Annotated in this window: 9 protein-coding genes; 5 read left to right on the top strand and 4 right to left on the bottom strand. The window is 36.3% G+C overall.

What is annotated here, in order from left to right:
* Positions 1-5 precede the first annotated feature (5 nt).
* The 5 genes from pelA to J3495_RS02825 all read left to right on the top strand — a co-directional run bounded on the left by pelA (position 6) and on the right by J3495_RS02825 (position 7839).
* The gene (gene pelA, locus J3495_RS02805; protein WP_210665052.1) at positions 6-2003 is read left to right on the top strand and encodes a pectate lyase; all 1998 of its coding nucleotides are present in this window, start codon (positions 6-8) and stop codon (positions 2001-2003) included.
* Between the two features lie 23 nt (positions 2004-2026).
* On the top strand, positions 2027-3376 hold the full coding sequence (locus J3495_RS02810) for a glycoside hydrolase family 28 protein (RefSeq protein WP_210665053.1): 1350 nt from the start codon (positions 2027-2029) through the stop codon (positions 3374-3376).
* Positions 3377-3432: 56 nt separating this feature from the next.
* The gene (locus tag J3495_RS02815) at positions 3433-4176 is read left to right on the top strand and encodes a rhamnogalacturonan acetylesterase (protein WP_210665054.1); all 744 of its coding nucleotides are present in this window, start codon (positions 3433-3435) and stop codon (positions 4174-4176) included.
* 380 nt (positions 4177-4556) lie between these two features.
* Positions 4557-6020, top strand: a complete 1464-nt coding sequence (locus J3495_RS02820; RefSeq protein WP_210665055.1) for a glycosyltransferase family 2 protein — start codon at positions 4557-4559, stop codon at positions 6018-6020.
* 589 nt (positions 6021-6609) lie between these two features.
* Complete coding sequence (locus tag J3495_RS02825) at positions 6610-7839, top strand: PQQ-dependent sugar dehydrogenase (protein ID WP_210665056.1); 1230 nt, start codon at positions 6610-6612, stop codon at positions 7837-7839.
* Between the two features lie 50 nt (positions 7840-7889).
* Here the strand turns inward: J3495_RS02825 and J3495_RS02830 are convergent, their stop codons facing one another.
* From J3495_RS02830 to J3495_RS02845, 4 genes are all read right to left on the bottom strand, one after another.
* Entirely contained in the window at positions 7890-8906 is a 1017-nt protein-coding gene (locus tag J3495_RS02830; RefSeq protein ID WP_210665057.1) for an FAD:protein FMN transferase, read from the bottom strand.
* A 20-nt stretch (positions 8907-8926) separates the two neighbouring features.
* Positions 8927-11125 carry a PepSY domain-containing protein gene (locus tag J3495_RS02835; protein WP_210665058.1) on the bottom strand — a complete coding sequence of 733 codons (2199 nt, stop codon included), beginning with the start codon at positions 11123-11125 and terminating at the stop codon, positions 8927-8929.
* A 48-nt stretch (positions 11126-11173) separates the two neighbouring features.
* Complete coding sequence (locus J3495_RS02840; RefSeq protein ID WP_210665059.1) at positions 11174-11656, bottom strand: DUF2271 domain-containing protein; 483 nt, start codon at positions 11654-11656, stop codon at positions 11174-11176.
* 81 nt (positions 11657-11737) lie between these two features.
* Positions 11738-13234, bottom strand: coding sequence for an ankyrin repeat domain-containing protein (locus J3495_RS02845; protein WP_210665060.1), 1497 nt, complete (start codon positions 13232-13234; stop codon positions 11738-11740).
* Positions 13235-13414: the final 180 nt, after the last annotated feature.

A 13414-nucleotide genomic window follows, 5' to 3' on the forward strand; every position in this document is an offset into this window, starting at 1 on the left:
TGAAAATGAAAAAGATTATAGCACTATTATTATTTGTCACCTTTGGATTGAGTGCACAAAATAAGTACAAAAACTGGTCAGATGTCGTTCAGAAAAATCAACCGGAATGGTTTGCTAGCGAAGAAGCAAAAAAGATCGCTGAGAATATTTTATTGTACCAAAGAGATATTGGTGGCTGGCCAAAAAATATTCAGATGCAAAACGAATTGACGCCTCAACAAAAAAAGGATTTAATTGATTTGAAAAAATCAACAAAAGATGTGACAACAGATAATAAAGCAACGTGTTTAGAAATGCTTTTTATGTCTAAAATGTATGAGCAGGTTAAGGACGAGCGTTATAAGACATCTTTCTTAAAGGGACTTGACTATTTACTGGAGGCACAGTATGAAAACGGTGGTTGGCCCCAGTTTTTTCCTTTAAAAAAAGGGTATTATACGCATATTACATACAACGATAATTCGATGGTCAATATTTTGGATATTCTAAGGGAAATCGCTTATGAGACCAATTTTTACAGTATAAAACCTTCTGCAGCAGAGCTTGAAAAAACCAAAGTTGCGTTGAATAAAGGAATAGATTGCATCCTAAAAACACAATACAAACAAAATGGAGTATTGACGGCCTGGTGCGCACAACATGATGAGGTGACTTTGGCTCCGGCTAATGCAAGAGCTTTTGAATTGGCCTCGCTAAGCGGCTTTGAATCGGCCAAAATTGTTTTGTTTTTGATGTCTGTAAAAAATCCTTCACCAGAAATTATTACATCAGTAAAAAGTGCGTACGCTTGGTTCGAGAAAACAAAAATCACCAATCTTGAAGAAAAAAGAGTACTTAATGATGCTGGAAAAATTATCGATAAAAAAATGATTCCGACTACCAATGCAGCGCCAATTTGGGCAAGATTTATGGAGTTGGATACCAACGAACCTTTCTTTTGTGACCGTGATGGCATTAAGAAAAAAACATTGGCCGAGATTGGGGACGAGAGAAGAAACGGTTATTCCTGGTATTCTGATGCAGGAAAGGAAGTCTTAAAAAAGTACGCAAGCTGGGCGGTTAAAAATGGTGTAAAAGTTTCTGATGCTGGATCATCAGTAAAAAAAAAAGACAATTATTTTACGGTAGCACAAGACGGATCGGGTGATTTTACTAAAATTCAAGAGGCGATAAATGCGGCTCCTTCTTTTCCTTACGAAAGAATCACGATTTTTATCAAAAACGGAATATACACAGAAAAAGTAAGGGTTCCGGAGTGGAATACCCATTTGACTTTGGTAGGAGAAAGTAAAGAAAATACGATCATTGCTTTTGATGACAATTTTTCGAAAATAAATTTAGGAAGAAACAGCACTTTTTATACACCAACTGTTTTAGTCGAGGGAGATGATTTCTCGGCGACTAATTTAACGATTAAAAATACTTCTGGCGACAACGGACAAGCAATTGCTTTGTCGGTTGTCGCCAATCGTGTTGTGGTTGCAAACTGTAATATTCTGGGTAATCAGGATACATTGTATTTGTCTGGAAAATCTGCAAAACACTATTTTAGAGATTGTTATATCGAAGGTACAACTGATTTTATTTTTGGAGGTGCAACGGCTTTGTTCGAAAATTGTGTGATTCATAGTCTCAAAAGTTCGTTTATTACCGCCGCTTCAACTCCCGAAGGAACGGAGTTTGGATTTGTATTTAAAGATTGTAAAATTACCGCAAATCCTTTGGCTACAGCTGTTTATTTAGGAAGACCCTGGCGTATTTATGCCAAAACAGTTTTTATAAATTGCGAATTGGGAAAACAAATCAAACCGGAAGGTTGGGAAAACTGGTCGAAACCCGATGCCGAAAAAAATGCTTTTTACGCAGAATACAGTTGCAAAGGTGAAGGCTTTCAACCCACTAAAAGAGTGGCTTGGTCGCATCAGCTTTCTAAAAAAGAAGCCGACAATTACACTATAGAAAATATTCTGAAAGAGGATGTAACTAATTGGTATTCAAAATAAATTTCGATAAAAAAACAAAAAATATGCAGTTTAAATATCTTCTTTTTTTACTAATTTGCTCCGTTACATTTGCTCAAAATACTGATTTTCCGAGTGCAAAAGTAGACGAAATTGTCAATAGAATTCAGTTACCAGTTTTTCTGTCTTATCAAATCAATATTACAAAATTAGGTGCCAAAGGCGATTCGCTAACCAACAACAAAGCGGTTTTTGATAAGGCGATGGCGCTGTGTAGAAAGAATAAAGGCGGAACGATCATTGTACCAAAAGGAATCTATAAAGTTAACGGTCCGATTCATTTTGTGAGTAATGTTAATTTGAAGATTGAGAAAGGCGCAAAAATCAAATTTAGCGATAATCCGGATGATTATTTACCGATGGTTTTGACCAGTTGGGAGGGTACGATGGTGTACAATTATAGTCCGTTAATATATGCTTTTGAGTGCGAAAACATTGCCATTACCGGCGAAGGAACGATTGATGGCGAGGGAGGAATCACATGGAAAAGTTTTAAATCAAAAGAAAATGAGGGTAAAAACCTGAGCCGAGAGATGAATCATAATAATGTTCCTCTGAAGGATAGAAAACTAGGAAACGGTTTTTTCCTGCGTCCGCAGATGATTCAGTTTTTTAAGTGTAAAAATATTTTGGTCGAGAATATTCGTATCGAAGATTCTCCGTTTTGGTGCTTGCATTTGCTGCAATCGCAAAGTATTACCGTACGCGGCATCAGTTATAAATCGTTAAATTACAACAATGATGGTATCGATCCCGAATATGCCAAAGATGTTTTGATAGAAAATGTAACTTTTGATAATGCAGATGATAACGTAGCCATAAAAGCTGGCAGAGACGATGAAGGAAGAGCAAATTCGGCTACACCAAGTGAGAATATTGTCATTAGAAATTGCAATTTCAAAGGGCTTCATGGAGTAGTGATTGGAAGCGAAATGTCGGCTGGAGTCCAGAATGTGTATGTCGAAAATTGTAAAACGGTAGGCTATCTCAAAAGAGGAATTTATTTAAAAACCAATGCAGACAGAGGTGGTTTTATAAAAAATATTTTTGTTCGAAAGATACAATTAGACGAAGTCGAAGATTGTATTTATATCACAGCCAATTATCACGGCGAAGGCAAAGGACATCAGTCTGAAATTTCGAATGTTTCGTTTTCTGATATTACGTGCAACAAAGCTTCGGCAGCGGGCATTGTTATTCAGGGGTTTCCAGACAAAAAAATACAAAATATTACACTGAATAATATCGAAATTAAGTGGGCAAAAAATGCTATTTCGAGCGAAAATGCCGAAAATGTATTGATGAATGAGGTTGTGATTGGCGAGAGAGCGACCGTTCCGTCGGCTGCTAAATAAACGTATGGTTTTATGTTTCTTTTGAAGTTTTAGTTTAAAAATTTAATGATTGTACTATGAAAAATTATCTTCTGATTCTTTGGTTGGTTTCGGCTACTTGTTTTGCTCAAAAAACAACACTTTACGGCATTGGCGATTCTACTATGGCTACCAAACAAAATCCAGATCGTAATCCCGAATTTGGTTGGATGCAAGTGCTTCAGCCTTTTTTTAAAGATAATATTAAGGTAGAAAACAAAGCCGTAAACGGTCGTAGTACCAAAAGTTTTATCAACGAAAAACGTTGGGATTCTGTGTATAAAAAACTGCAAAAAGGGGATTATGTTTTTATAGAATTTGGACATAATGATGCAAAAATAAACGACTCTGCACGATTTACAAATCCGCATACGAGTTATCGACATAATCTGATTAGATTTGTGAAAGAGAGCAGAGAAAAAGGAGCTATTCCGGTGTTATTAAGCTCGATTTCAAGACGTAATTTTAACGAAAAAGGAGTCTTGGTCGCTACGCATGGCGAATATACTTTAGAGACGAGATTGCTGGCTCAGGAGTACAAAGTGCCGTTTATCGATTTAGAATATTATACCGAATTAATGGAGCTAAAGTACGGTCCTGAAAGATCAAAAGAGTTGCATTTGCATTTTAAAAAAGGAGAAGAGCCTTATTATACAGAAGACAAGGCAGATGATACGCATTTGTCTAAAAAAGGTGCGACCGAAGTCGCTCAAATTGTAATAAATCAAATTAAACTTCTGGAGGACAGGACTATGAATGTCCTTAAAAAGAGTATCAAATAAATAGAATTGCATTACAAATCATTATAATTTAGCATTTTTGCTAATATTGATTTTAGTCTAAATTATAAATTGTTCTCTATTTTACGTGCAATAAAATCCGAGTTTTTATGTTTTATTCAAGTTGGTTATGGTAGTCAATTTAGACAACCAAATCAGCTGGCAATTGTATAATGTGTATATGAAATGTGTAATTTTTATACATTAAGGTTTTGTAGTGTATTGTGTAACTTGTTCATTTTCAGACTGAGGTTGATGTGGCATACTGCTTGCAAAGTAGGATTTTATCAAATAATCTTATTCTTTTTACTATTCAATAAATAATTTAAGAAGAAGAGATAATAGATTAAATAAAAGCCATAAAATTCAACAGTATTTTTAATATGAAAAGCGAAGCAATTACCTCAAAACAATTTTTTTCTTCTAGTAATGACATTAGTAGTAACGAACATTCATTAAGCAATTCTGTCTTTCGTATTCAAAACGAATCGACACACAAATCTGTCAAAAGACCATCAAGTGTATTGGGTCTGATAGTCCTTATCGGAACTTTTATCCTAATGATTACAGGTGCTTTTTTTGTGTATCAATTTCAAGCCGACTTTGATCAGTTTCATCTGGAAAGGATCAATTCTACATGGGGACTTCCATTTCTTGTGCTAACAGTTGCCTTATTCTTTTTTCAAGCGGGTGTGTTTTTGTATAATTTATACCTGTATTACAAATACAAGCCAATCGAATCGGTAACAGATGATTTGTTGCCTACTTGTACCGTCATTGTGCCTGCCTACAACGAGGGAAAACTGGTTTGGGACACTTTATTGAGTTTGGCAGATAGCGATTATCCAGAGCAAAAAATGCAGATACTTGCCGTTGATGATGGTAGTAAAGACGATACCTGGTACTGGATGCAGCAAGCAAAAATAAGATTGGGTGACCGTTTGACAATTTACCAACAACCTGAAAACAAAGGAAAACGTCATGCACTTTACCGTGGTTTTAAGTTAGGAACGGGAGAAATTTTTGTAACGGTAGACAGTGATTCAATTGTAAAAAAAGATACTTTACGTAATTTAGTAAGTCCATTTGTTGTGGATGAAAAATGTGGCGCAGTTGCGGGAAATGTTCAGGTTTTAAACAATAAAAAAGCATTGCTTCCAAAAATGCTGAATGTTAGTTTCGTAATGAGTTTTGAGTTCATGCGTTCTGCAGAAAGTATGTTGGGTTCTGTACTTTGTACTCCAGGAGCTGCTGCTGCTTATCGCAATACTGCTGTTTTTGGTTGCTTGCAAGAGTGGATCAATCAAACTTTTATGGGACAGCCTTCAGACATTGGAGAAGATCGCGCCATGACCAATATGATACTCAAACAAGGGCACCATGTATTGTTTCAAAAAAATGCGTATGTATTGACCAATGTTCCTGAAGAATATACAGGTTTATACAAAATGTTTATCAGATGGAGCAGAAGTAATGTTCGCGAAAATATCATGATGGCACAATTTGTTTTTAAAGATTTTAGAAAAGAATCAAAATTTGGTGCAAGGCTTTTATTTTTAAATCAATCTTTAAAAATTGTTTTGGCATACCCATTTCTACTGTTTATGTTCTATTTGATAGCAACACATCCCTTATTATTTTTAAGTTCGACCATGTTGGGGATATTGATTTTTTCTAGCTTTTCGGTTTTCTTTTATGCAAAGAGATACAGCGTAGGTGAGGCATTTTGGGCTTATTCGTATAGTATTTTTTATACTTTTAGCCTATTCTGGATCACACCTTATGCGATTATTACAGCCAACAAAAGAGGATGGCTTACCAGAGGATTAACGGAGAAAGTTAGTTAATCTGTAACAAATAAACAGGTAAAACAAACAAACGATATTACTATGAATCAAAAACCACTTTTATTGTAAAAGTGGTTTTTTTTTGTTCAAAAGTGATGCCCTTATTCTCAATCCTCAATATCAATAAAAGGGTTATATGAGTTTAAAAAAGAAACAGATAAGTAGGGTGTTTTTATCCTAAAAAATTTGAATATTGGGTATGTCAATCTGACATAAAAAATACGCTTACGCTAAATTCCCTCTACCAACTTTAGACGGAGACGTGACGGAAGCGTGACGGAGAAGTGACCTTAAAAAGCGCAATGTCATACTGGCAGTTTTTATAAAAAAATCTAGCTAACAAATGTTGCTAACCTTTTGATATTATACTTTATACGGATGTTTTAAAGAGATTGCAATGACCTTACAATTATATAAAGAATATTAAAAATGCTATAAATTTTATTATTTAGTTTTGATGAAATTTATCTAAATGTTTGTTTAATAGATTATAAGCTCTATACAATCAAGATATTTTTGATTGCATTACATTTGTAAATGAATACAATAAGTAAGAATAATACACGTTTTTAATTAAAATCCCAAGACTATGAAAAACATCACCTACATTGCTATTCTTTCGAGTGCAATCTTTACCGTGTTCAGCTGTAACAATGATAAAGATCCTGAAACACCAGATCCAGGCACAGTTACACCTCCCGTAGAAGGTTCTGCTGCCAATACTACTTATCCTCCGGCGTTTGCCGGACAAACTCGTGCCAGTGGTTTATTAACCAACACAAAGTACGAGGCAACAGTTATTACCACCACGCTTACCAACCCATGGGGAGTAAAAACGCTTCCTGACGGAAGGCTGCTGGTCACAGAAAAAGCAGGAAGATTTCGCATCGTCACTACAGCGGGAGTGGTGAGTAGCCCTATTTTGGGAGCCCCAACCGTAAATGCATCTGGTCAGGGTGGCTTATTAGGCCTGTGCCTTGATCCTGAGTTTGCATCCAACCGAATGATTTACTGGGTTTTTTCTGAAGCTGCAACGGGCGGTAATCTCACCGCTGTAACCAAAGGAAGATTGTCTAATGACGAAAAAGCTATAGAAGCAGCAACGGTAATTTATCGCACTAATCCTGCCAATGCCAGTACGCTGCATTACGGTGGTCGAATTCTTTTTGATAAATCGGGCAACCTTGTCGTGAGTACGGGAGAGCGTTCTGTTTTAGAGACAAGACCTTTGGCACAAGCTGTTACAAATGGTTTGGGCAAAGTGGTACGAATTACTAAAGAAGGTGCACCAGCATCAGGTAATCCTACCTTTACGGCAACTGGAGCATTACCGGAGTTGTACACTTTTGGTCATAGAAATCCACAAGGACTGGCGCTGCATCCTACTACTGGTGAAGTTTGGTTGTCTGAACACGGACCACGCGGAGGTGACGAAATCAATCGCCTTAAAGCAGGTTCTAACTACGGATGGCCAACGATTACCTACGGAATAGAATATGGTGGAGAGAAAATTGGAGCAGGAATTCAGAAACAGGAAGGTATGGAGCAACCGGTTTATTATTGGGACCCTGTTGTATCACCAAGCGGAATGACATTTTACAGTGGTAATCGCGTTCCAGAGTGGCAAAATAACCTTTTTGTAGGCGCACTAAGCGGTATGCATATTGTGCGTTTGGCCATTCAAAATAATGTAGTGATAGGCGAAGAAAGACTTCTAACTCAGGAAAATCAGCGTTTTAGAGACATTACACAAGGTTCAGATGGTGCTTTGTACGCTGTTACTGATCAAGGAAGATTGTATAAAATTGATAAAAAATAGAAAGTTTATAACAAATAACTTCGAATACTTACAACTTCCGTAGCAAGAAATTAGAGCTTTGCCTTAATTTTTTTGATGCGGAAGTTTTTTGATTGAATGACTTTGCCATTGTCGGTAATCATTAAACAACTATATTTCGGATATTTCTCAAGCAAAAGTAATCCCTGATCTTTTCCTAAAACCATAAGTGAAGTACTCAAACCGTTGGCAGTTTCTGCATCGGGACCAAAAACCGTAACGCTGCACAATCCTGTGGCGGGATAACCTGTAGTGGGATTGATAATATGAGAATATCGTTTGCCATCAAAAACAACAAATTTTTCGTAACTGCCGGAAGTAGTTACAGCATCTTGCTCTAAGGGTACGATAGCTAAAACTTTTTCAGGAAAAAACGGATTCGTAATTCCAATTTTCCAAGGTTTTCCATTGGGTTGTTTCCCCCAAGTACTCATATCTCCCGAGCCGTTTATGATACCCGCTTTGATGCCTTTGGCCAGCATCATTGCTCTGCATTTGTCGGTAGCATAGCCTTCGCCTAGAGCGCCAAAACCTATTTTCATTCCTTTTATTTTCAAGAAAATGGTCGAGGCTACACTATCGAGAAGAATGTTTTTGTAGCCTACTTTTTCTACAGATTTTTGTATGGCTTCCGCCGAAGGCATCTCAGTCATCGATCCGTCAAATTTCCAGATTCTGTCCATCGCAGCAAAACTGATGTCGAAACCGCCGTTGGTGGCTTCAGAAAACCGAATGGCTCTTTGAGTAAGTTCAAAAACTTCACGATCTACTTTTACAGGACGAATTCCAGCATTTTGATTGACTTCAGAAACTTGAGAATCAGATTTCCAGTCCGATATTAAATTTTCAATTCTGCTAATTTCTGCAATAACAAGATTTATATTTTGTTCTGCCGCTAAAGAATCCTGAGCAACAATACTAATGTCAAAACGGCCTCCCATCAATAGCGTCGTTCTTTTTCGCAAAACCTGCGCACTGCCCATAAAGCTACTCATTACCATGCTAATAAGGAGTATTTTATAAGTAACGTATTTAGAAAGTTTAGACATCTTAGCAGAGTAAAATAAGTTTAATAACAATCTGTGAGCAACTGCCCATTGTTTTTGTAAGCTTCTAAAGGTATCATTTTTTCAGCACTGCACAATGCATCCAAAACCGATTCTACATCTTGTTGCATGGCCAAAGACCCGCAAATCATTATAACGCCGCCTTCTTTGAGTAAATCAGTAAAAAAGGAAGCATCTCTTCGAATCAAATCCATTACATAAAAATGTTCGGCCTCACGTGATAAAGCCAAATGAAAGCTTTGAAGCTGTTGTTTTTGAATCATCGCTGTTGCGAATTGTTTATAACCTGCCACTGTCTCGGTTTCCATTCTGAAGCCACTGTACAAATGAGTAGCTGTTTTTGGCTTATTCTGTGCTATCATACCAAGAAAAGGAGCAATACCAGTTCCGTTTGAAATAAAAGCAACTAGAGGAGCTTTTTTAGGAAAATGAAAAGCATTATTTTGAATGATTTGTCCTTTAATAACATCTCCTAACTGTAGTTGATTTAGATAACCGGAACCCAATCCGTTTGGATGAAGTTTGATGACCAACTGAATGTTACCCAAATGATTTCCGATAGAATAGAGGCGTTCTCGGGTATCATTGGCTGGATAAATGGCCAATAAATCTCCAGATGTAAATTTGGCTCTGCTATTCGCGCGAAGCGTAAGTAAAAAAGTTTGTTCGGTCTCAGAAACCATTGTTTTCTCTAAAACCATTAGTTTTTGTAATCCTTTCGGAACGTGATTATAGAGCGATGGAGTAGTAGATAAAGAGGTTTGGGATTTAACATTCCACAATTTCGTCCATTCGACAAATTCTACAGTAGATTTATCGTTTACTGTTTGTACCGATAAAAAGCGTTCCGCCCAACTAAGATTAGCTAATTCTTGATCTACTTTAAAAGCAAAACCACAAAAATCAGGATATGCTTTGGAACCAAAACCAACTACCGAAAAATTGATTTTTTGCTGTTGCTGATGTGTTTTTAGCAAGGCAATAAATTTGTTGGCATTAGAGGGCGCATCACCCAAGCCATGTGTTGATGTAAAAATAATGATGTGTTCTGCTTTTGGGAAAACAGTAAAATTATTCATTTCAGCGAGGAATACTTTTTCTCCGTGTGCCACTAATTGCTTTTGAATGGCATTGGCAAATCGCAAGGTGCTTCCGTTTTCAGAACCTACTAACAAGATGTATTTACTTTCGTGGGCTTTGAATTTGTTTTTAATTCGGCTTGACCTTCTTTTCAACGTAATGGCAAAACCAGAGTAGATAAAAAAGAGAATGTTGATACTGGCAACAGCAAGTATAAAAGCCCAGATGGCATTGGTTCTCCCGGTATGTAGATTCAGACTTAGATCGGATAATTGAACAGTCATTGGGGAACGTTTTTCGCTAACGATAGCTCCTGTAACCTGATGAACTTCAACTTCACGATCTTGCAATTCGATGATGTAATATTCTTCTGGATCATCCGTAAAAGGAAACTCAATTTTCTTTACATCTGATAAAAGTGTATTTTTAAAAAGCGATATTTCACTACCTTTTTTTGCAATATCTGAAGCTGTTGTTTGTGTGGTTACGACTGGTTTTTTGTCTTCGCCCATAAAAAAATTAAACCTTTCTAAAGACAAATACGTTCCGGTTAAGGCAATAATTAAAATCGGAATTAATGTCAACCTGCCCAGTACAACATGATAATACTGAGCAAAATATTCCTTGATTACTTTCGAAAAGAAATTTCGGATACCTTTTTGTCTGTTGAGCACAAGGGCAAAACCAGAAATTGCAATTAACACCAATAAAAATGAAATTACACCCACAAAGAACCGTCCAACCTCGTGAAGAAATAATGAGCGATGAAAACCTGTCACCCATTGAATAAATGCACTCTTTTTTTGAGGTGTACCCAGCTTTTTTCCGGTTCTTACGTCAATACACGCATTGACATCGTTGCCCTCCTGATCGATCGCCTGTAGTGTTACAAACTGGTTGTGATCAATACTTAATTCGGTGATTTCTGGATAGGTCTTTTTTAAGACTGGCAGAATTTCTCCCAGAGTTATTTGATCAAAATTTTCAACTTTGTATGAAAGCGTTTTTTCCTGCATGGCATCGATTGCCAGAATAATACCCGTTGACGCTGCCAAAAGTAAAAATAAAGAAGAAAACAAAGCCAGAGCTAAGTGTGTGTAACGCCAAAAAGAAAGAGTCATCGAGTGTAATCTATTGAAATGTAGTCAATTGTATTGAATGTCGGGCTGTTAAATTTTGTTGAGCCTTACGTAACGGATGTATCCTTTACCTTCTGTTTTATCAGCAATTCCTGCAGTTGTTAGCGGAATTTCTAAGTCGTTTACATAATATTTCTGATCTTCTACAGCAGATTCGAATCTTAATTTATAGCCTTTATTAACTTTAGCATCTTCAATTTCGATGGTAGTAATACTGCGATCGCCACCAGTAACAGATGCTCCCGTTTTGGCACTGATATCTGAAGGTTTTTTAGAGTGAAATTTATTCCATTCTTTTAGCGAACTGTACCATTTTTTATCATCACCCATTACATAAAGTGTCTTTTCATACTCTCCTGCTGGATTGATTAATGAAACGACTATATAAGCACCTTCGCCCATATAATTGGCCATTTGTAGCATACATTTGTATTTACTTGCCTGCGCATTAGCTTGAAGAGAGGTAATGAGGATAAAAGTGCTTGTAAGGGCTATTTTCAGTATTGATTTCATAGTAGCAAATAAATTTATATTTTGTTGGTAAAGCTATAACTTCTTTCTAAAGTAGAATTTAAAATCACAGCAATTTTGTATTTATTTTAAAAATTCGACAGCAATATTATTTTTGGTCAATGATTCATTTTCTTTGGCCAAAGCATACGCAGTTTCATCAAATTCTGTAGTGATTTCTTTTTTGGCTCCTATAGATAATAAATATTTAAGAATTTCGTCATCTTTGGCGGTCATCGCAGCTTTGTGTAAAGCCGTTAAGCTATCTTTATTTTTGGCATTAACATCTATGCCAAAAGAAGCTAATTTTTTAATTAAATTCAAATCATTTTTGACAATGGCAGCATGATATAAAGTGCTTCCGTCTTTTTGTGGTGCAGCCAAATTAAGCCCTTTGTCTTGAAGTAATTTTGCTTTTGTTTCAAACGGATCAGTTGTTGACTCTTTTTCCTTGCCCATTTTTGGTCGGTACGATTGTACCAAATAGTAACCTAAATTGTTACCATCTTTGTCCTGAACATTTACGTCTGCACCTTTGTTTAATAAAAGAGCAACTGCCTCAGGAGTTCCTGATTTTACGGCCATAGTTAGCGCCGATTCTCCTTTTATATTTTGAGTATTATAGTCTTTTACAATTGGTAAAAGTTGCTCCAATGCAGCAGCATCTCTTGACCCGGCAGCAATGATAAGCGGCGTATTTCCTTCCTTATTAGCTTTATTTGCAGCTACACCTTTGGATAAAAAGTAATTGATAATTTCTTTTTGATTCGGCTTTCCTGCAAGCAAGTGCAAAACGTTTTCTCCAGATTTGTTTGTGGCTGTTGGTTTTATTTTTACGTCTTCAACCAAAAATTTGAAAGTTTCAATAGTATTCGATTCTCTGCGATTCCCCTGAGCGGCAATTAAAAGAGCATTATCGGTATATTTTACTTTTTTTTCTAATAATTTCTTTAAAAGGGCAATATTTCCTGTTCTTGCAGCGTAATCAAAAGCTGTATTTCCATTGTTGTCCACATCTTGGTATGACATTCCTTTGGTGACAAAATAATCGCTGTTGGTTAGATTTTTATCAAACGGAATAGCCAGAAGCAATAGGTTTTCGCCATTTTTATATTTTTTCTTCGGATCAATTCCCGCCTTAAAAAAAGCATCATATATCGCAGGATTTACGACTCCGCTAGAGGCGGCAAAAGAAATTGGAGAAGCACCGTGACTGTCTTCAAAATTAATGTCGGATCCTTTGGCAATTAAGTATTCAACCACTTCTGTGTTTCCTTTGTAGGCGGCCCAATGCAAATAAATACGATTATCATGGGTCAATTTGTTGGTTTCATTTCCAAGTTGTTCCAGTAAGTACTTTATAGTGGCAACAGGAGCGTCATTGTTGATGGCCAAAACCGTAACATCAAAAGCATTTGCGTTGGCTTGTGATGGGCTGTTTCCTTTAGCTATTTCAGCTTTGACAGCGTTTACATCGGGTGCTGTTTTCCAAAAAGCAGGTTCTAATAAAATATTCTTTTGTTGTGCGCTGGCACAAAAAGTGGCTATTAAGGCAAGAGAAATAAAAAGACTCTTTTTCATATTTAGATTTTTATTGTTTTTGAATTGATTATGATTTATTTTATCGAAAGAAAAAGCGTTTGCTTAACAATCTATTTAGAATAAATAAAAATAGCAGCAAATGTAAAAAATAATATTATAAAATCAATTTTTATTTAAATTCAAAACTCAAAATTAACGTCAGTTTAAGTAAAAGTTATT

This window comes from Flavobacterium geliluteum (assembly GCF_017948595.1).
GTDB classification, from domain to species: Bacteria; Bacteroidota; Bacteroidia; order Flavobacteriales; family Flavobacteriaceae; genus Flavobacterium; species Flavobacterium flavipigmentatum.